The following is a 19,646-nucleotide window of genomic DNA, read 5'->3' as shown; positions in this document are numbered from 1 at the left end:
TGCCATTGACCCTCGGCTGACTGGCGCAAGCCGGTCCCATTGCCAACTTTCCCGCACCCAATATTCCTGTGAAGGATGATCTTGGTTTTGAGGCCAACTACCGCCCACAATCCAAAGGCTTCAACGGTTTTTATGCGGCCAATTGGCTTCTGCCGGCCGCATACGGTCGGCTGTCACTCCGGCAACCCCGCGAACCGCATCTGCTTGATCCAGCGGTCGAGGCTTCCGGGTGCGGTCCAAATCTTGTCCCACTCCCTGCGTTCTTTACTGATGGATTCACTGGGAGTGTTCTGGAGGAAAACCGCAAGTGCTTCCTTTGCCTCGCGCTTGTTTCCCAGACATGCTTGGATTCCCGCAAGCATTCGGTGCGCGCCGATCGGGATTGTGGACATTTTCCGCATAGCGGCCAGCGCGGCCCCGCAATCGTTCTTTTCCCAGAGCGCCCAGCCCATCTGCCAGTTGAAGTCGTCCGGGTAGAAAGGATCGATGCCCATGGCCTGCCTGATGCGATCGATCGCTTCGTCTGTACGACCAACATAGAGTAGCAGATCCGTGCTGCGGACCAGGATATCCGAGTTGCTCGGGTTCAGGGCGATTGCCTGATCGAACTGCGCAAGGGCCTGCTCCACCTCGCCGGCTTCGGTGTGGATGCTGGCGCGGATATTATGCGCTTCAGCGTCATCAGGAGCGAGCACGATGGCCTCGTCGGCGTATTCGGCCGCGCGGTTCAACGCCTCGTCACGGTCCTGCTCGTTCCAGCCGAACATCGCATCGTTGCGATAGGACCAAGCCAGCCCGATATAGCCGAACTGCGAGTTCGGATCCTCTTCGATCGCCTTGAGGTTCATCTGCCGAAACAGCTCGTTCCTCGCAGCCGAGAAATTCTCTCGAATCTCGGCGATCCCCATCAGGTGATAGTGGAGCGCACTGACCCTGGCAGAACCGCTCTGTGGCAGAGGGCGCTCGATCCTGCGTCCGACCCGTTCCGCAAGCGTGCGGATGATTTCCTCCTGGACGACGAAAAGATCGCCGATCTCGCGGTTGTAGGTGTTGGCCCAGACATGCGATCCGTCATGCGCATTCAGCAACTGGGCGGTCACTTTCAGCCGGTCTCCGATCTTCTGCTGGCTGCCTTCGAGCAGGTAGTCGACGCCGAGTTCATCTCCGATCTGCCTGGTGTCGATGGGCTTGTCGCGGTACCTGAAGCTCGAGTTCCGGGCGATGACGGCATAAGTCTTGCTCCGCGCAAGCTCGGTAATGATCCCCTCGGCGACGGCATCACTGAGATATCCCTTGTCCCCGCCAGCACTGAAGTCGTCGAAGGCAAGGATTGCAATCCTCGGCATGTCGCTCGAACGAACTGGAGCGCCTCGCCATGTTTCCGCGCCGTAGTATGCGCCGATCGCTGCCGCGACGAGAACGACTGCAACTAGAATGAAGCCGCGCTGCGATAATCGTGTCTTCGCACGTTCCGTGCCGGCAGCGGCGTTTGGGTCCGCCGCGTCGGATGGATCGGCATTCAGCCGGTAGCCTCTCCTTGGCAAGGTTTCCACGATCGCATGCGCGTCGTCCCCCAATGCGCGGCGAATATCGGCAATGCATTGGGTCAGGCTGTCGTCGGTCACGAAGGTATCGGGCCAGACCGCGCGCATCAGCGCGTCCTTGGACACGATCTCGCCCGGTCGCGCCGCGAGCACGCAGAGCACCTCGGTGGACTGGCTGCGAAGATCGACCGCTTTACCTTCGACGGTCCGGAGTTGTTTGCTTTTCGTCAGCGAGAAAAGACCGCCGAATGTGATCGTTTCAGCAGGTTTCGGGTCAATTTCAGGAGCCTTTCGGGACATTTCACCCTCTTGGCGCGCTTCCTAGCTTATCCCTTTCGGCCTTCGCTTCCAAGTGATCCCACCAGTGCCGGATTGGACGGGAGGATGACATGAAACGCGCCAAGCTCATCATCGCTCTCGCTCTTCTCGTGACAGCGCCAACGGCTGCAAAAGCGGATTCCCGCATCGCGAAACTCTGCGGCTCTGACCATGTCATCGAGGCGGCCTCAGACGACGTCCGTCCCAACCCCGGCGCCTATTATGCCGCCAGCCTTAGGTCGATGGATGACTGCATGTTCACCGCCATCGCTGTCACAATCCTTCTGACCGACCACGGGGAGCTAATCAGGATCCCCCAAGGGAAACCCATGACTTCCATGGCCGAGTGCAGAGCTTGGACCCATCAACAGGAGTTCATGCGCGTACTCCCCGGCTATCTCGCCAGCTTCCATTACTGCGACTACACATCGGAGGCCGCGCCATCCGACGCCAGCAACTGAACGACCGCCGCGTGTCGAACTCGCTCCTGGAGCGATCGGGATCTGACCCCTAGCTCGCCGCCGCGGCCTGAACCTTTTTGGGCGCGGCCCGCTGCCGGCGCATGCGGCGTTTGGTGACGAGCTTCAGGGCAACCGGCGGCTCGTTTGACAGCGCGCCGACCACGGCGTCGACCATGCCATAGGCAACGAAATCCGCGTTCATGTCCTGGGCCAGCCTGGCGGTCGCCTCCTTGTCGTCATTGCCGGTTTCCGACCAGAACACGATGCCCACCCGCAGCGCCGCCTTCGCACGCTTCAGCCGGCGAACCAGGAAGCGCGCGTGCTTGACGGAATCCCGGTTCAGGAAGCTGATCACGACGGTGTCGATGGCATCGAGTTCGAGGCGGCGGATGCTCGCCGGTTCCATCTCGGCGAAGCCCGCTTTCGATGCCGTCGCACCCTGCACTTCCAGCACCTGCGCCAGCATCGCGGCGGCGGCATCGTCGAGTTCGCCACGCCCACCGGCACAAAGCACCGACATGTCAGTGCCATCGGGCAGGTCGGCCTCGTCCACGCCGGCGCCATCGCCATTATCGCCGGGCTCCCCGGCCTCGGCCGGGTCATCCTCCTCGGCCGCTTCCTGTTGCGCCTCATCGTCGAGGTTGGCCACCAGCGTCAGGGCACTGTCCGCCACCTGCCGTCTTTGCAGGTCGCCCATGACGCCGCGCACACGGTCGCGCTCGCCCAGCAGAAGTGCCGGAATGGCCACCTTGTCGTAGAATTCGAACAGATATTTCTCTTCCAGCATCTCCTCGGCGTGGTCGGTGGCTTCCTCCGGATCGCCAGCCAGCAGCCGCTGGTAGAGGCGCGCATGGGGCTCGAGCACGGGCTCGTTGCCGAACAGCACGTCGAGGAACTCGAACTGCGGTACGTGTCTGCCAAGCACCACCAGGCAGACGGTGAGCGGCGTCGACAGGACCAGTCCGAGCGGCCCCCAGAGCCAGGTCCAGAAGATGGCGGCCACGATGATCGCCAGCGATGACAGCCCCGTTCGCGAGCCGTAAAGCCAGGGTTCGACGACGTTGCCGGTGACCAGTTCCATCACCACGAACAGGGCGGCCGTCCACAGGACGAGCGACCAGCCGGGTGCCACGGCCAGCGCCAGGAACAGCGGCAGCAGCATGCCGATGGCCGGGCCGATATAGGGAACGAAACGCAGCGCCAGCGCCAGCAGCCCCCACAGCAGTGCATTGGGAATGCCGAGGAACCACAGTCCGAGCGCAATCGGTATGGCGTAGACGATGTTGACGACCAACTGCATGAGCAGATAGCGGCCCACCCGCTTGGCAGCATCCTGCAGCGCCTCGGTGGTGCGGTGAAGGTCGCCATAGCCGACAAGCCGGATGAAGCGGTCGCGCAGATCCTCCCGTTCGAGCAGCATGAAAATAACCACGACGATGATCAGTCCGGCCGATCCGAGCGGGCTGATCAGCGGACCGACGATGCTCTGCAGGACTTCGAGCGGCTTTTGGCGCGCGACGATCTCGACGGGCACCGGCTCGCGCGCCGGCTTGTCGGGAGTGGCCGCCGGCGGCGAAGCGTCCTGCCTGTCTATCTCCTGTCCGACACGCTCGACCACGTCGCTCAACCTGGCAATGATGCCTCCCCCGACGCCGGTTTCCTTGAGTGAACGGATCTTGGTCAGGATGTTGATCTGGTAGGTCGGGATGTTCTGTGCCAGTTCGCTGACCTGCGAGGCGACAATGAAGCTGAACAGGGCGAGTGCCGCGAAAGCGCTGAGAACGCTGACGATGACAGCCGCGATCCTGGGGATGCCGACGCGTTTCAGCGCCGCGACCAGCGGCGCGAGCGCGAAGGTCAGCAGCAGCGCGATGGCGATCGGCAGGAAAACCTCGCGTCCGAAATACAGCGCCGCCACCGTCGTGACGGTGGTTGCCACATTGGGCAATGACGTTCGCGGGTGGGGCGCGGCGGCCGAAAGAATGTCCTCTAACCCATGCGCCGGAGACGCCATGCCGTTTCGACGATTGGTCGCCACTTGGTCTCTCCCCTGCCAACGGTCATGATCGGGCATATTGAGCCGGCGTGCAACTTTCGCCGGTGACGAACTGCTCGTCACCGGCTGCAGGTCGATGATCGGGATGGCGCGAGATGGCCGCGCGACGAAGCAATGGCGCCGGGAAATCTCCGGCCAGCGCTATCCCGGCCGCGCCTTGGCGATGGTCGACGTTGGGCCAGAAAGAGAAATTCATGTCCCTCGGTAAATCAACGGCACCGAGAACTGTATTCCCCAAGTCTCATCGCAGCGTCCCTTGTCGCAAGGAGGCTTCTGTGTACTTCTCGAAAAAATCCTGGAGAGCACCCTGTATGAGACTTGCAGTGTTAGTCGCGTTGGCCACGGCAGCAACTGGATGTGTGAGCTCTCCTGTCGAATATGGAGCGTCGCTTTCGACGCAAGACCCGAAGTGGGTATCGCCGGAATGTCAACAGGCCCGTGTCGACGCGTCGAACTATGATGCTCGCGAAAAGGAGCATCCCGGTTGGGGGACTGGTGTGTTCCTTGGCCCCTACGGACTAGGGCTCGCAGCAGCCATCAAAGAGCACGAGCAAAAGGAGCGAAAGATCTTCGCCCGCGAAATACATTTGCGGTGCTCAAGTTTGCCGCTGCCGAAGGAACTCGAGGGCGAGCCGAGCCCCCCGGCCACGACAAAGTATCCATAAGCCAAAGTTGGGCGACGATCCCCACGCTACAGTGATTGGCGGCGATGCAACCTCGCGCCGCCAGAAGCGTTTACGACTGCAACGCAGTCGAGGTTCCAATGCAAACCGCATGGTTCTCCAAACCCGTGGTGGTTTCGGTCGGCGTCACCGGGTCCACCCGCAACCTGTCGAACACCGAGCAGGCCATCGAATTGCTCACGACACATTGGCGCGATGCCGGCAGCCTGAAACATCAGTCCGCGCTACGCGCCTGCCGCCGGGCAACGAGCGGCGAGGTGTCCCCCGATATCGCAAGGGAGGCGTTTGTCGAGGCTGCGCGCGAGGCGCATATCCTGGTCGAGTAAGCCGGGTCGGGTAAGCTGGTTGCATTCACGGACAATAGCGGCCGTTCACAATTTCGTGATCGAAGGAACCGTTTGAAACGGAAGGCGTTTTTTTTCAGACGTCTTTTTTCAGGCAACCTTAGGAGGCGTTTATGCGTAACATGAACCTCGTCACCCTCGCCCTGATCATCCTTGGCGGTCTCAACTTCCTGTCCATGGGTGTAACGGGCTATGACGTAATCGGCACTGTCCTCGGCGGCGCCATGCTGGCCCGCCTGGCCTATCTGATCATCGGCCTTGCGGCCATATGGCAGCTCATGCCAGGCTTCCAGAGCTTTACGGTTGGCGAAGTCGATGCCGAAAGGCATCTCCATCATCATCCGTGACCGGTAAGATGCGGGGCGGCGGAAAACCCGCCGCCTCACATCCCGTAAAGGCCGATCAGGCCGCCGGCATCAACATTCCCCCAGGAGGCTTTAGACTGTTCGCGCGCCATGCCTGGCCAGCGCGTGCTCGATCAGCACGTCGATGGTGTGGCTGTAGCCTGTGCCTGATGCCGCCAGCGCCTTGGCATACATCGAGATGTCGGTGAAGCCGGGAATGGTGTTGACCTCGTTGACGAGCAGCGAACTGTCGGCGCGCAGGAAGAAATCGACGCGCGCCATGGCTTCGCAGCCGAGCGCCTGGAAGGCGCGCCGTGCCATGTCGCGTGCCATGTCGGCAACCGCGGCCGGGACATCGGCGGGTACCTTGACCACCGCGCCGTCGGCATCGAGATATTTGGCCTCATAGGTGTAGAAGCCGTGCTTGCCAGCCGGAATGATCTCGCCGGGCAGCGACACCGTCAGCGTGCCGTCGGCTCGCTGCAGGACCGAGCACTCAATCTCGCGTCCCTCGACAAATTCTTCCACCAAAACCTTGTTATCATGGTGGAAAGCCGCCTCGACAGCGTCGGCGAAACTGGCGCCGTCGACAGCCCTGCTCACGCCGAAGGACGAGCCCTGGCGCGCCGGCTTGACGAAGACCGGCAGACCCAGCCTTGCCCTGACGTCGTCGAAGGACACAGGCTCGCCACCCAGCAAGGTGGCGGAGCGGGCGACGGCAAGGCCGGCTTCGCGCATCAGCCGCTTGGCGACATCCTTGTCCATTGCGGCGGCCGAGGCGAGGATGCCGCAGCCGACATAGGCGACATCGGCGACTTCCGCATAGCCCTGCACCGAACCGTCCTCGCCGAACGGCCCGTGCAGCACGGGAAAGACGACATCGACGGGGTCGGGCTGCGTTCCATCCCGCGACACGGCGACCAGCCTGCCCTTGCCGCCGGGCAACAGCGCGACCTCCACGCCGTCCTCGGACACCGGAGCCCCTGCCGCATCGCCGACGGACGAAGCTTGCAGCAGCCATCTGCCGTCCCTGGAAATGGCGATCCGCACGATCTCGTAGCGGGTCCGGTCGATTGCCTTCAGCACATTGGCGGCCGAAAGGCGCGACACGTCATGTTCGGCCGAACGCCCGCCATAGAGGATGGCCACCCTTGTCTTGCCCGTCATCGAAATCCCTCAACTGTCAAAAAATCAAATGGCAACCGCAATGCCGCGATTGGCGAAGAAGCGGTCGAAATTGACCGGTGCCAACACTGCGTTCTCCTGTGTGGCGCTGGTATGGCCGGACGGATTGTGAAAGCGGAAACCCTGGTCCGACGCCGCGGTGACCAGCACCAGATGGCCTCCCTTCGCCGGCGGCTCGCGCTCGGGCCAGCGGATCCAGCTGCTGACCGAAGCGATGAAGAACCGCGACCGCGCCAGGATCGCCGGAATGTCCGATGTCGCGACATTGGTCATCACTTCGGCCCGCAGGCCGAAGGTCTCCCGCACGAAGCTGACGAAGGGTGCATAGATCAGCCCCTTGATCGAGCCCTCGTTGACGACATAGCCGCCATATCTAGTGCAGCGCCTGGCGAGCTCGACAGTCGGCACGATCTCGCCGCGTGTCGCCAGGATCATCTTCAGGCACGCCATGCCGCAGATATTGGCGGCCCAGACCGCGTATTCGTCAGAAGTCTCAGCCCCCGAATTTTGCCACAGCGGATCGCGCCGCAGCGCGACGTCAGCACCCTCGACGAGCACCTCCATGGTCATGTCCGGCGTTTCCCACTGGCTGAAAAACGGCACGGTTTCAGGCAGTGGACTCATGCGCTTCCTCGATCAGATTCAGATTCTCATAAACGAGGATACACGGCGATTGGAAAGCCGCTCAGAGACCGTTGCGACATTCGCTCTGGCGGTTGAGGTTTCGAGAACCGGAGCCCCGCGGATATTTGGGTCCGCGAGCACCGGAAGCACAGAAACGCCGTTAGATGGCCGCCGGAGTAGAATTTCCCAATAGTCTCTCAGAAGGTGATCGTCACGGACGCGGCGCTTCGCTCTGCCGGGCCGTGATGCACCGCCTCGATGTTGTTGCCGTCCGGATCGAGCAGGAAGGCGGCGTAGTAGCCGGGATGATAGGGCCGCTCGCCCGGCGCGCCATTGTCCGTGCCGCCGGCTGCGAGCCCGGCCTTGTAGAACGCATCGACCATGGCGTGGTCCCTTGCCTGGAAAGCGAGATGATGGCGGCCGGTGAGCTCTCCCTGCGCCGCCCGGCTGTCGGCGCTGGAAACGAACAGTTCGTCGGCCCAGAAATAGTCGTCGCCGACACCGCCGATCGGAACATCGAGCACCTGCAGGACCGCCTCGTAGAAACGCCGGCTGGCGGCGAGGTCCCTCACCACGAACTGGATATGATCGATAAGCCGGCCGCGATGCAGTTCCATGAAAATTCCTCCTTGTGAACTTGCGAACTTAGGTCCGCACAGGGCGGCGTCAACACAGGTGCTTGCCGACCGCCAGGTCCCACCACACGTCCGGCCATGGAGCCCTCGGTCGATCCTTCAAACGGAAAAGCCCGCCGGGAGGGGGATCCGACGGGCCTTTGGAAAGCTGGTACCGTGCTTTCAGATGTCTGACGGGGGGTCAGACACGGTGACAACTTTTGTGTGCCGCAGAGGTTCCACTCAAACAAAAAGATTGCCAACGGGTCGTCGAATTCACGCAAATTCAAGCGGTGGAGGCGATTTCTTTTCGCAAAACCCCTCTCCGCCGGAACTTTCCCCGCCAAGGCAAGTTTTGAGGCGCGGCTGGGAGGAATCAAATTGGACAGTTTTCAGAGGCTTGAGGCGCTGGTCGACAGCGCCAGTGTCGACGATATCGAAGAAGCAAACGCCTTGCTGCATCGCTTCAAGGGCAGATCGCAGAAGATCGCGACGGCTATCGACGAATTCATGCTCGATTTCATGACACTGGTCTTCGTCGTCGAAACCGGCGAGGAAGAGTTCGAAAAGCCAATCCGTAAACTGGCTCGCAGCCGGCTTTCGAAGCTCAATCACATGGTGAACGTGGCGGCATAGGTGCGCCGGTATGGGCTCACCCCTTCAGGATGGCCGCCAGCCGCGGTATGCCCTCGCTCACCGCGCGCCGGTCGGCGAGCGTGAAGGAGAGCCGCAGCGTGTTGCGCCCGGTTGCGTCGGCAAAGAACGCGCTGCCGGGCACGAAGGCGACGCGCGCCTCCTTCACCGCCCGCGCCAGTAGTGCCGTTGCATCGGCCCCCTCTGGCAGCGTCACCCAGACGAACATGCCGCCTTCCGGGCGGCTCCAGGTCACGCCTTCAGGCATGTTGGCTTCAAGTGCTGCGAGCAGGCCGTCGCGGCGCTCGCGGTAGGCACCGATGAGCTTTTCCACCTGGCCGTCGAACACGGCTTCGGCGACGCGGTGCATCACCACCTGGTTGATCGACGGGCTGTGCAGGTCGGAGGCCTGTTTCATCAGCACCAGTTTCTCGACGATATGGCGCGGCGCGCAGACCCAGCCAACTCGCATGCCTGGCGAGAGGATCTTCGAGAACGAGCCGCAATAGAGCGTGCGCGCCTTGTCGATAGAGCCGGAGCGAGCACAGTCGAGCGCCAGGATCGGCGGCACGCCCTCGCCGTTATAGCGCAGCGCGCGATAGGCGGCGTCCTCGATGACGGCGATGTCGAGTTCGCCGGCGAGGTCGAGCACCGCCTCGCGCTGCTGGCGGTTCAAGGTTTGGCCGGTCGGGTTGGCGAAATCCGGCACCAGATAGGCAAACTTGACCTTGCCGCCATTCGCGGCGGCGGCCGCGTGATAGGCCGCCGGCGTCATGTTGCCGCCTTCGACCGTCAGCCGGTCGTAGCGCGGCTCGTAGGCGTTGAACGCCTGCAGCGCGCCAAGATAGGTCGGCCATGTCACCAGTGCGGTATCGCCCGGCGACAGGAACAGTTTGCCGAGATAATCGAGCGCCTGCTGCGAGCCGGAGGTGATGAAGATGTTGGCCTCGTCGCAGGCGACGCCGAGTTTGCCCATCTGCCCGGCCAGCCAGCGCCGCAACGGCAGATAGCCTTCCGAAACCTGGTACTGCAGCGCCGCGCCCGCCTCGCCGCCGCCGAGCACCGAGGCATAGGCGTCGCGGATCGCCTCGGCCGGAAACAGCGCCGGATCGGGAATGCCGCCGGCAAACGAGATGATGTCGGGCTGGTCGAGCAGCTTCAGGAGTTCGCGGATTTCGGACGCCTTCATGCGCGACGAGCGCGAAGCCAACAGATTCATCAAGGTCAAGGCGCGCCTCCCGCGACAATTTTGATATAGGTCAACCTAGCTGACCTATATCAGCTCTCCCCGGCAATTTGAATAGAGCCTGACAACCTTCCGCTATACGCCAGTTGGCGCCGGCCCGGAACTATGCCGAACTTCACAAGGTCTTCTTGTAGCCGAGATGGCTGCCGGTGAAGCCGAGATCCTCGTAGAAGCGGTGCGCGTCCGCGCGCGACCTGTCGGTGGTGAGCTGGACCAGGCCGCAGCCGCGCGCCCGGCATTCTCCGATCGCCCATTCGATCATCTGCCTGCCGATGCCGCCCGAGCGCCGGTGGCTGGCGATGCGGACCGCCTCGATCTGCCCGCGCCAGGCGCCCTTGTGCGAGAGGCCGGCAAGAAAGGTGATCTGCAAGGTGCCGATCACTTCGGCGCCGTCCACGGCCACCGCCAGCAGCTGATTGGGATCGGCGTCGATGGCATTGAAGGCATCGACATAACCGCGCGCCAGCGGCAGCGAGGCGTCCTCACGGCCGGCGCCCAGCGGATCGTCGGCCAGCATGGCGACGATATCAGGCAGGTCGAAGGCTTGCGCTCGGCGGAATTCGATCATGGTTGCATGACTTACGGCGCAGTGCCGGTGTCGGCAAGGCGCTTGAGTTGGCAACGGGAGCGCCGCCCCTCATCTGCCTGCCGGCATCTTCTCCCCGTATAGTGACGGGGAGAAGGACCCAGTCACCGATGATTTCGCCATCTGCCAGCGTTGCAGAAAAAGCGCCGGCGTTGAAGCTGCCCCTTTCTCCCCGTCACTATACGGGGAGAAATGTCCGGCAGGACAATGAGGGGCAGCACTAACTTTGCAGGCTGCAGATCACCCTCATACATCAGCCTCGCGCCCTTCGAGATAGCGGAGGTTGCTAGGCCAATACTTACCGCAGGCGATTGCGCGCCTGCATCAGGGCGAACCCCAGCAGGTTCTCCCCGCGCCACAAAAGCGGGTTGGCTGCTTTCTCGTCATCGGCGGCAAGCCCAATGCCCCACACCCGGTCCATGGGGCTCGCTTCAACCAGGATCTGCTCACCGGTCGACAGCAAATATTCGCGCAGGGCCGCATTCTGCCGGAATTTCTCAAAGCTCCCCTCGCCCACAATGCGCCGCTTCTCCGCGTCCCATCTGCCTTCGTCGAAGCCGCGCACCTGGCGACCGAGCTGCTTCGCCTGCTTCGGGCTTCCCGCGCGCACGATCTGCGCCGCCGTCTCGTCATCGCCGAACAGCCTCGCCTTCTCGGCCATCATCCAATGTTCAGCTGTCGGATAGCTGCGTCCAGCCACCGTGAACGAGGCATGCCACCACTGGCTGAAGCAGGACGCGCTGATGCGGCCGTCCCTGGACGGCTGATGCCCCCAGAAGAACAGGAATTTGAGCCGGGACTTGGAACGGAAGGCTTCCTCGAGCCGGGAGCGATCGTAAATCATGGGCATGAAAGAACAGAGCCAGAGGCCGGCTTGTCAATACCGATAGCGTCGGCGTGTGTTGCACGTTCGGCAGCGCCAGTGTTTGAGGTTCAGCGACCAGGCTCCACGAACCCGGCAGGCAAATCAATCCGCATCCCCAGCCTTAGCCTTGCCGCACTGCGCCAGCACCTTGCCGATGGCCGCGCTCGAGCCCTTCAGCGAGAAACTGCTCTCGCCGTATTTTGCGGCGCTGACCTGCACATCGCCTTTCCCGCGCAGCAGATCCAGCAGCGGATCGGCTTTGGCCAGGTTCACCACGAAGTAGTTGTACATGGCTTCGAGCTGCAGGGTCTTCGTCACCGTCTTGCCGTCGGCCTTGAAGTCGAACGCGCCGCTGATGCCCGGCTCCAGTTGCTGGCCGGTGGCGCCGAGGTCGTAGCTCAGCACCGGCGTGTCGAAACAGGCCAGCATCAGATGCGCATCGCCTTTCGGCCCGCCGCAGACCGAGGCGGTCAGCACGCTGCCGCCCTCGTCCTCCTCCATCTCAGCGCTCCAGCCGCCGCAGGACGCGGCCAACGCCGGCTGTACGGCCTGCAACACCGCCACCATACCCGCGACGATCAGATATCTCATGACTTCCCCCTCAGGCATTTGCGGCCGCACCCATCGGCATTCTATAGGAAAAGCGGTTCCGTGGCATAGCCCGTCGCGGCGTGCCATCCTGATTGTGCGGAGAGCGGTGTTGAGAGCCTGTGTTCGTCTGTGCCTGTCGCTGGCCGCCCTGTTGGGCTTGCCGCTCGCCGCCCATGCCGACTGGAAGCCGGTCGAGAAGGTCGAAACCTACGCCATATCAGGCCAGTCCGGGCCGGAGCTCTACCGCTCGATCGGCGACAACGGACCGAAGGTCGGCATTGCCCGCGCCATCGCCCACACCAATTTCAAGCTGACCTGGACCAGGGACTATCAGGCGCGAGCGGGAGCCTGCGTGCTGGTCTCGGCACGGCCGAAGCTCATCATCACCTACACCTTGCCCAGCCCCTCCTCGCCACTGCCGCCAGCAATCCAGAAGAATTGGGAGGTTTTCATTGCCGGCGTCAGCGCCCATGAGAAGGTCCACGGCGCAACCATTGTCGACATGGTGCGCAAGATCGAAGCGGCGACCGTCGGCCTCAGCGTCGCCGACGACCCCAAATGCAGCAAGATCCGCGCCGAGATGACGAAGCGCCTGTCCGGACTGTCTCAGGCACAGCGACAGGCGAGCCGCGATTTCGACCGCATCGAACTCGGCCAGGGCGGCAATCTGCAAAAACTCATCCTTGCCCTGGTCAACGGCGGCTGAAGCTAGCCTCGAGCCTCCGAAACCAGACCGTCGAGAAGCGCAAAACCTTCCGGCCAGTCGCCCAGACCACTCTGCGCATTGATGTGGCCGAACGCGCCGATGACGGCAAGGCCGCTGCCCCACTGCTTCGCCCTCGCCTCGGCATAGTCCGCAGCGCCATAGGGATCGTTGGTGCTGGTCACCACCAGCGAGGCAAACCGCAGCCGGCCCTCGGGAATTTTGGCAAAGGCCATCCCGTAAGCCGGGAACACGACCGCCGTCGGATCGGGAACACCGACCAGCAAGGCCGCCTGGACCGGGCGCCGCGAGATCTTCTGCCAATGCGCGATCAGCAGGCAGGACAGGCTGTGCGCGACCAGGACCGGCGGCTCCGGCGCCTCGATCACGGCAGCCTCGAGCGCTGCCAGCCAGTCGGTGAAATCCGGCAGGTCCCAGCTGGAGGGCTGGAACCGCCGCATCGCCGGATTGGCGCTTTCCCAGCGCGATTGCCAGTGGGCTGGACCCGAACCGCCGCTGCCGGGCAGGATGATGAAATGCGTCATGTCGCCTTGCTCCTATCTATTGAAGGAGCATGGTGGTGTCTTGCCAGGGCCCCGGAAATGGGAAATCATCGGAAAAGTCACGGCTTGTCCGATGGATTCAAGGTGATCATGAAAAACAACGATGAGCGCGCGCCGCTCGACCCGACCGACATCGCCATTGTCGAAGCCATGCAGGAAAACGGCCGCATCGGCATGTCCGAGCTTGGCCGCCGGGTCGGCCTGTCGCAGCCGGCGACCTCCGAGCGGGTGAAACGGCTGGAGGAGCGCGGCGTCATTGCCGGCTACACCGCGGTGATCGATCCCGCCGCACTTGGCCTCGGCATGATGGCGATCATCCGGGTGCGCACCACGCATGAGCACATCCGGCCCTGCCTGAAGCAGTTCGCCGAGATGCCGCAGATTACCGAGGTGCACCGGCTGACCGGCGAAGACTGCTTCATCCTGAAAGTGGTCGTCCCCTCGCCGGCGCAGCTTGAAACCATCGTCGACGCGGTGGCCCGCCACGGCGCGGTCACCACGGCGCTGGTGCTGCGCAGCGAGGCGCCGAAGCCGATCGGCCGCGACCTGATCCGGAGATCAGGCGGCTAGAGCAAAGGGGGCTCGCCGCACCGAGGTCTTGAGTTGCCCTAGCGGCTGAGATCGAGCGCCGCGCTCAAATCGCCCATCGGCGGCTGGTCGTTGTTGCGCAGCGCCTTGTCGCGGGCGACGATGCCGGGCAGCACCGGCAAATCGTAACGCGCGGTGATGAAGCGCAGGATCGACGTCGTGTCGTATTGGGTGTGGTCGACAGTACCCATCTTCGCATAGGGCGAGATGATGAAGGCGGGGATGCGGTTGCCCGGCCCCCAACGGTCGGCCTTCGGCGGCGCGACATGGTCCCAGAAACCGCCATTCTCGTCATAGGTGACGACCACCAGCATATGGCTCCATTGCGGGCTCTTCTCCAGATGCGAGACGACGTCGGCGAGATGCTGGTCGCCGCTCGCCACATCGGCGTAGCCGCCATGCTCGTTGAGATTGCCTTGCGGCTTGTAAAAACTCACCGCCGGCAGCTTGCCGTCGTCGATCGCCTTGATGAATTCGGTCCCGTCGAGGCCGCCATCCCTGAGATGTTCGGCCCGCGCGGCCGTGCCGGGCGCGTAAGCGGCGAAATAGTTGAATGGCTGGTGATGGTACTGGAAGTTCGGCACCGGCGTCGCATTCTTGCCGTCGAGCGTTGCCTGCCAGGCGCCGGAATACCAGGCCCAGCTGACGCCCTTCAGCGACAACAGATCGCCTATGGTGATCTCGTGCTGCGGCGGCAGCGTGGTCGGCTGCGCCGGATCGGCCAGTGCCTTGTCGCCGCCTTCGGCCGGCTTGTTGGCGCTCGGCTGATAGGGCGGCTGCATGGTGTTGACGGCGTGGAAGTCTGGCGTGATGGCGCCGTCATTGACAAATTTCGGCGCCCCGCCGAGGGCCGAGGCCGGCGAATTGTCGGCGACCTTCAGCGTCGTGCCATCGGCCTCGACCACGGCGATCTGCCCCTTGACCGGGCTGGTGTCGGCATTTGGATAGACCGGAACGCAGGCGCAGGCGAGCATGATATGGTTGAGGAAGGAGCCGCCGAAGGCGCCCTGGAAGAAATTGTCGGCCAAAACGTATTTCTTCGCCACCGCCCACATCGGCAGCACCGAGCCGTCATAGTGACCCATCACCAGGCCGCCGGAATCGGCCCATGCGACGAACTTGTCGTTCTTCCCGCCGTCGATCTGCATCTGCTCCTGATAGAAGCGGTGCCAGAGGTCGCGCGTGATGACGGAGGTCTTCTCGTTGAAGCCGCTGGCGTCGTCGATGGCGAAGCTGGCATTGCTGAGATGGGCCGTCTGCGCCTCGGTCACCGGCGGCGTCACGCCCTTGGCGGTCAGGCCGCCCCAGGCCGGCGGCAGTTCGCTCAGCGGCTTGCCGTCGCGGTCGAGCTGGCGCACCTGGCCGGCCGAAAGGTTGGCCAGTCCGTTGGCGCCGGGGAAGCCGCCATAGAGATTATCGAAGCTGCGGTTTTCGGCATAGATGACGACGACGGTGTCTATCTTGTCGAAGCCGGGAGGGGCTGCGTTGGCTGTAGCCGGAATCGAGGCCAGCGCCGTGCCGGCCAGGCAAAGCGAGGTGAAAAGCGTGAACCGCGTCATGGGAGGTCCTCATGGCTAGGGTGATGGCTAGAGGGCAGTGCATGGCTTGGGGGCGACGAGCCATGGCTTCGGACGCTAGGTCGATGCTTTGTCACCTTTGTGACATTTATCGCCCATCCGAACACGGTTGCGTGAGCGGGTGGACCGGTCATCAATCCGTTGCAGTGCGGACCTAATTGCGGAACAAATCGGACTGAACCTTATGACCGCAAGACGATGGAAAGGCTTGATGATCGCGACCGCCGCGGCATCGATGTTTGGCCTCGCCACCATCCTGCCCGGCAACGCCGTCAGCGCCGGTAGCGGCAGTGTCCATCCCGGACCGATGTCGCGCGCGGATGCCTTCGCGCGGGCGCAGGCGCTGGCAGCGCTTGGCCGAAAGATGTTCTTCGACCCGTCGCTGTCGGCTTCAGGCAAACAATCCTGCTCGTCCTGCCATGATCCGCACCATGCCTTCGGTCCGGCCTCGGCGGCACCGGTCGAGATGGGCGGTCCGAAGCTGGACCAGCCCGGACTGCGCGCCGTGCCGTCACTTCGCTACCTTCAGGCGGTGCCAGCCTTCACGGAGCATTTCTACGATTCCGAGGATGAAGGCGACGAAAGCGTCGACAACGGCCCAACCGGCGGCCTGACCTGGGACGGCCGCGCCGACCGCGGCCGCGACCAGGCCAAGATCCCGCTGCTGTCGCCATTCGAGATGGCCAACAAGGATGCCGCCGCCGTCACCGCCGGACTGCGAAAGTCCAGCTATGCCGATGAATTCAAGGCCGCCTTCGGCGACACCGTGTTCGACCACCCGGACGACGCCTTCGAGGCCGCTGCCGAGGCGCTCGGCACTTTCGAGCAGAGCAGCACCGACTTCTACCCCTATTCCAGCCGCTACGACGCCTTCCTCGCCGGCAAGGCGACGCTGTCAGCGCAGGAATTGCGCGGGCGCGCGCTGTTCGAGGACGAAACCAAGGGCAATTGCGCCAGTTGCCACCTGAGCGAACCCGCCAATGACGGCGAGCCGCCGCAATTCACCGATTTCGGCCTGATCGCCGTCGCCGTGCCGCGCAACCCGGCCATCCCTGCCAATGCCGACCCCGCCTATTTCGATCTCGGCCTGTGCGGGCCGGTCAGGACCGACCTCCATGGCCGGGCTGAGTATTGCGGCCTGTTTCGCACGCCGACACTGCGCAACGTCGCGCTGCGCAGAAGCTTCTTCCACAACGGCTACTTCCACACGCTGCGCGACGCGGTTGCCTTCTATGCCAGCCGCGACAGCGATCCCGGCCATTGGTATCCCAAGAATGCCGACGGCACGATCCGGCAAAATGACGATTTGCCAAAGGCTTACTGGGCCAACCTCAACCAAGACCCGCCCTTCGGCAAGAAGCCCGGCGACAAACCGGCACTGACCGACCCCGAAATCGACGACATCGTCGCCTTCCTGCAAACGCTGACCGATGCCGATCAGCAGGCCGGGGCGGTACCGGCGAACTGATTACCTGGACCTTGCGCATGCCCAATCCCGCTTTCTCGCACCCACAAAACAGGCTTCCGGATCTTGCCGGATTTGGTGTGCGGGGGCACCGGGGCCGCAAGGAAGGGCATTGGTTATTGGCGCTTACTCATTAGCGCTTCCTAAACTGCTCTGGGGTATCCCTTACCAATTGATGGTGGGACGCCGATGAACGCATTCTGGCGAGCAGTCGGATTTGTTGTGATCCTTGTGACCGGCGCAGCGATGCTGGCGGCCTTGCATATCGACGCCCAGCGGAACTTCGCGCTTGCCAAGGAACGCTACATCGAGAACTCCCAGGCGGCAGCCCGGACAACCGCCAAGACGGTCGAAGACGCCTTGCGGGCCGTCTACGAGAATGTGCGAACGCTGAGCTACCTGCCAAGCGTCCGAAACCTCGACCGGCATGGCACGAACCTCGGCGACGAGGGCCGCGCGACAATCCAGCAGATCTACAACAACCTCGCCAACAACGTCTCCATTTCCGAGGTCTACTTCCTGCCGCTGGATTTCGACCCCGACCGCTTCGATGCGGTGACCGGAAAGCTCGAGGAGCCGATCCTCCAGTTCGACCAGCTGATCGTGAATGCCAGGGCGCGGTCCGACGCAGCAGCCGCAAAGTCCGCAAAGCTTGACGAGAACGCGCTGACCCGGCCCGCCGAAGAGGTCGAAACCTATGAGTACCAGGAACTGGCCAAACAGCTCGCCTGGCTGAAGGCGAACTATCCGAATTCGAGCGCCATTGACGGGCTGAATGTGCCGATCATCGGCACCAAGGAGCTCATCACCTGCGACAACACCGATTTCATCCACACCGGCAATGACGCGGATCGCTCCGGTTTCATCCTTTCGGTCCCGGTCTTCGGCCAGGATGGCAGCCTGCGCGGCTCCGTCTCGGCAATCATGCTCACCTCGGCACTGAGAAAACTGTTGCCGAGCAGCGACTATGTCATCGTCAATTCAGGCTACGGATTTGAATCCGACCAGCACAAGATGTCGACGGCCCTGGCGGCGGATTCCCGTGCCTTCACGGCGGCCGACCCCAATCTGATCTATTCCGAAGTCATCCCGCTCTCGCTCAACGATCCCAGAAGCGCCTGGCGTCTCTGGGCCGGTTTCCCCAACAGCAGATACGACAGCAACATGGACGCCCTGTCGGTGCGGCAATTCGAACTGGCTGGTTATGCGGCGGTCGCGGTGGTCACGCTGCTGGCGCTGGCCTGCTGGTATGCGATCGGACGCACGATGATGATGCAGACCAATGCCGCCGAGACTTTGGAGCGGCGGGTCGAGGAACGCACCGCCGAGATCCAACACCTTGCCACGCATGACATTCTCACCGGCCTGCCCAACCGGGGCCTCCTGGCCGACACGATGGACGAGGCGCTGAGAAGCCTCAGGGACGGCGAGAAGCTGGCCGTCCATTGCGTCGATCTCGACCGTTTCAAACCGGTCAATGACACCCTCGGCCATCCGATCGGCGATGAGGTTCTCGGTGCGGTGGCGAGGCGCCTGAAGCAGCAGGCGGGCGAAACCGCCATGGTCGCGCGAACCGGGGGAGACGAGTTCGTCATCCTCCAGCTCCTGATCGATGGCGACGAAGAGGCGGGTGTGCTGGCGAGCCGGGTCATTCATGCCCTGGCCGGCGAATTCTTGATACAGGGCCACAAGATCAACATCGGCAGCAGCATCGGCATCGCTGTCTTCCCGGACGACGGACAAAGTTCGGAAATCCTCATCCGCAATGCCGACCTGGCGTTGTACAAAGCCAAGATGGAAGGCCGCGGGACCTGCAGGTCGTTCGAGCCGGGAATGGACGCAAGACTGCAGGAGCGGCGCCAACTCGAATCCGAACTGGCTCTCGGCGTCACAAACGAGCAGTTCGTCGTGTACTATCAACCGCTGCACGACGCCAAGACCTCGAAACTCACCGGCTTCGAAGCCCTGGTGCGATGGAACCATCCGCGCCTCGGCCTGCTGCCGCCGGCGGAATTCATCCCGATGGCCGAGGAGACGGGCGTCATCGACACGCTTGGCGAGTGGATCATGCAGCGGGCTTGCGCCGACGCCGCCAAATGGCCCCTCCCCGTCAAGGTCGCGGTCAATCTCTCGCCCGCCCAGTTCAAACAGCAGGGGCTGCCGCTTCAGGTTGCCGCGGCGCTCGCGGCTTCGAACCTGCTGCCGTCACGGCTCGAGTTGGAGATCACCGAATCGGTGCTGCTGGCGCACAATGAAAACACCATAAACACGCTGTACAGCCTGCGCGACCTCGGCATCAGCATCGCCATGGACGATTTCGGCACCGGCTATTCCTCGCTGAGCTATCTCAGGTCGTTCCCGTTCAACCGCATCAAGATCGATCGCAGCTTCGTCAGCCTGATGTGCGAGAGCGGCGAAAGCCGGGCAATCGTCAAGGCCGTCGCCGAACTCGGCGCAACGCTAGGCATGACCACGACCGCGGAAGGCGTCGAGACCGAGGACCAGTTCAGGCTGGTCAGGGAGAATGGCTGCACGGATGTCCAGGGCTGGCTCTTTGGCCGTCCAATGCCGGCATCCGAGCTTCATTCGTTTTTCGAACAGCCCGAACTGCAAGATGCCTTGACCGCATAAGCAGCACCAACGGGGCAAGTACGTG

General features: G+C 63.0%; 20 protein-coding genes. 9 read left to right on the top strand and 11 right to left on the bottom strand.

Annotated features, from left to right (window positions below):
- Window positions 1-173 precede the first annotated feature (173 nt).
- A complete protein-coding gene (locus AC1D2G_RS08295; protein WP_477413234.1) occupies window positions 174-1,844 on the bottom strand; it encodes a winged helix-turn-helix domain-containing tetratricopeptide repeat protein in 1,671 nt (556 codons plus the stop codon).
- 89 nt (window positions 1,845-1,933) lie between these two features.
- Here AC1D2G_RS08295 and AC1D2G_RS08290 point away from each other — a divergent pair, with 89 nt between their 5' ends.
- Window positions 1,934-2,323: a hypothetical protein gene (locus tag AC1D2G_RS08290; protein WP_477413232.1), complete on the top strand. Its 390-nt coding sequence runs from the start codon at window positions 1,934-1,936 to the stop codon at window positions 2,321-2,323.
- 49 nt (window positions 2,324-2,372) lie between these two features.
- On the opposite strand, the gene AC1D2G_RS08285 is transcribed toward AC1D2G_RS08290, so the two are convergent.
- On the bottom strand, window positions 2,373-4,361 hold the full coding sequence (locus AC1D2G_RS08285) for an AI-2E family transporter (RefSeq protein WP_477413230.1): 1,989 nt from the start codon (window positions 4,359-4,361) through the stop codon (window positions 2,373-2,375).
- A 329-nt stretch (window positions 4,362-4,690) separates the two neighbouring features.
- Here AC1D2G_RS08285 and AC1D2G_RS08280 point away from each other — a divergent pair, with 329 nt between their 5' ends.
- The 3 genes from AC1D2G_RS08280 to AC1D2G_RS08270 all read left to right on the top strand — a co-directional run bounded on the left by AC1D2G_RS08280 (window position 4,691) and on the right by AC1D2G_RS08270 (window position 5,753).
- Window positions 4,691-5,044 carry a hypothetical protein gene (locus tag AC1D2G_RS08280; RefSeq protein ID WP_095091345.1) on the top strand — a complete coding sequence of 118 codons (354 nt, stop codon included), beginning with the start codon at window positions 4,691-4,693 and terminating at the stop codon, window positions 5,042-5,044.
- Between the two features lie 98 nt (window positions 5,045-5,142).
- Window positions 5,143-5,388 carry a DUF982 domain-containing protein gene (locus tag AC1D2G_RS08275; RefSeq protein WP_095091344.1) on the top strand — a complete coding sequence of 82 codons (246 nt, stop codon included), beginning with the start codon at window positions 5,143-5,145 and terminating at the stop codon, window positions 5,386-5,388.
- Between the two features lie 131 nt (window positions 5,389-5,519).
- Window positions 5,520-5,753 (top strand): DUF378 domain-containing protein, encoded by a 234-nt coding sequence (locus AC1D2G_RS08270; RefSeq protein ID WP_095091343.1) that lies wholly within the window; start codon window positions 5,520-5,522, stop codon window positions 5,751-5,753.
- A 90-nt stretch (window positions 5,754-5,843) separates the two neighbouring features.
- Here the strand turns inward: AC1D2G_RS08270 and AC1D2G_RS08265 are convergent, their stop codons facing one another.
- The 3 genes from AC1D2G_RS08265 to AC1D2G_RS08255 form a co-directional block, all read right to left on the bottom strand.
- A complete protein-coding gene (locus AC1D2G_RS08265; RefSeq protein ID WP_477413228.1) occupies window positions 5,844-6,917 on the bottom strand; it encodes a D-alanine--D-alanine ligase family protein in 1,074 nt (357 codons plus the stop codon).
- A 24-nt stretch (window positions 6,918-6,941) separates the two neighbouring features.
- A complete protein-coding gene (locus AC1D2G_RS08260; protein ID WP_477413226.1) occupies window positions 6,942-7,559 on the bottom strand; it encodes a C39 family peptidase in 618 nt (205 codons plus the stop codon).
- Between the two features lie 197 nt (window positions 7,560-7,756).
- Window positions 7,757-8,176, bottom strand: a complete 420-nt coding sequence (locus AC1D2G_RS08255) for a VOC family protein (protein WP_477413224.1) — start codon at window positions 8,174-8,176, stop codon at window positions 7,757-7,759.
- A 378-nt stretch (window positions 8,177-8,554) separates the two neighbouring features.
- On the opposite strand from AC1D2G_RS08255, the gene AC1D2G_RS08250 reads away from it, so the two are divergent.
- Window positions 8,555-8,809, top strand: a complete 255-nt coding sequence (locus tag AC1D2G_RS08250; RefSeq protein ID WP_477413222.1) for a hypothetical protein — start codon at window positions 8,555-8,557, stop codon at window positions 8,807-8,809.
- A gap of 16 nt (window positions 8,810-8,825) precedes the next feature.
- Here the strand turns inward: AC1D2G_RS08250 and AC1D2G_RS08245 are convergent, their stop codons facing one another.
- The 4 genes from AC1D2G_RS08245 to AC1D2G_RS08230 all read right to left on the bottom strand — a co-directional run bounded on the left by AC1D2G_RS08245 (window position 8,826) and on the right by AC1D2G_RS08230 (window position 12,094).
- Complete coding sequence (locus tag AC1D2G_RS08245; protein WP_477413607.1) at window positions 8,826-10,025, bottom strand: aminotransferase-like domain-containing protein; 1,200 nt, start codon at window positions 10,023-10,025, stop codon at window positions 8,826-8,828.
- A gap of 142 nt (window positions 10,026-10,167) precedes the next feature.
- Entirely contained in the window at window positions 10,168-10,620 is a 453-nt protein-coding gene (locus AC1D2G_RS08240; protein WP_477413220.1) for an N-acetyltransferase family protein, read from the bottom strand.
- 316 nt (window positions 10,621-10,936) lie between these two features.
- The gene (locus AC1D2G_RS08235; RefSeq protein ID WP_477413605.1) at window positions 10,937-11,482 is read right to left on the bottom strand and encodes an NADAR family protein; all 546 of its coding nucleotides are present in this window, start codon (window positions 11,480-11,482) and stop codon (window positions 10,937-10,939) included.
- A gap of 123 nt (window positions 11,483-11,605) precedes the next feature.
- On the bottom strand, window positions 11,606-12,094 hold the full coding sequence (locus tag AC1D2G_RS08230; RefSeq protein ID WP_477413218.1) for a hypothetical protein: 489 nt from the start codon (window positions 12,092-12,094) through the stop codon (window positions 11,606-11,608).
- A 109-nt stretch (window positions 12,095-12,203) separates the two neighbouring features.
- Here AC1D2G_RS08230 and AC1D2G_RS08225 point away from each other — a divergent pair, with 109 nt between their 5' ends.
- Complete coding sequence (locus AC1D2G_RS08225) at window positions 12,204-12,800, top strand: DUF922 domain-containing Zn-dependent protease (protein ID WP_245331366.1); 597 nt, start codon at window positions 12,204-12,206, stop codon at window positions 12,798-12,800.
- Window positions 12,801-12,802: 2 nt separating this feature from the next.
- On the opposite strand, the gene AC1D2G_RS08220 is transcribed toward AC1D2G_RS08225, so the two are convergent.
- Window positions 12,803-13,342, bottom strand: a complete 540-nt coding sequence (locus AC1D2G_RS08220; RefSeq protein WP_477413216.1) for an RBBP9/YdeN family alpha/beta hydrolase — start codon at window positions 13,340-13,342, stop codon at window positions 12,803-12,805.
- A gap of 108 nt (window positions 13,343-13,450) precedes the next feature.
- Between AC1D2G_RS08220 and AC1D2G_RS08215 the strand changes: the two genes are divergently transcribed.
- Complete coding sequence (locus AC1D2G_RS08215; RefSeq protein ID WP_095091783.1) at window positions 13,451-13,930, top strand: Lrp/AsnC family transcriptional regulator; 480 nt, start codon at window positions 13,451-13,453, stop codon at window positions 13,928-13,930.
- A 38-nt stretch (window positions 13,931-13,968) separates the two neighbouring features.
- On the opposite strand, the gene AC1D2G_RS08210 is transcribed toward AC1D2G_RS08215, so the two are convergent.
- Window positions 13,969-15,507: an acid phosphatase gene (locus tag AC1D2G_RS08210; protein WP_477413214.1), complete on the bottom strand. Its 1,539-nt coding sequence runs from the start codon at window positions 15,505-15,507 to the stop codon at window positions 13,969-13,971.
- Window positions 15,508-15,760: 253 nt separating this feature from the next.
- Here AC1D2G_RS08210 and AC1D2G_RS08205 point away from each other — a divergent pair, with 253 nt between their 5' ends.
- A complete protein-coding gene (locus tag AC1D2G_RS08205) occupies window positions 15,761-16,993 on the top strand; it encodes a cytochrome-c peroxidase (RefSeq protein WP_477413604.1) in 1,233 nt (410 codons plus the stop codon).
- A 219-nt stretch (window positions 16,994-17,212) separates the two neighbouring features.
- Window positions 17,213-19,621, top strand: a complete 2,409-nt coding sequence (locus AC1D2G_RS08200; RefSeq protein ID WP_477413212.1) for a putative bifunctional diguanylate cyclase/phosphodiesterase — start codon at window positions 17,213-17,215, stop codon at window positions 19,619-19,621.
- The last annotated feature ends 25 nt before the right edge of the window (window positions 19,622-19,646 follow it).

The organism is Mesorhizobium sp. P2_C7 (assembly GCF_056404515.1).
The sequence above is the reverse complement of the archived record's forward strand: the minus strand, read 5'-3'. Positions and strand labels throughout refer to the sequence as shown.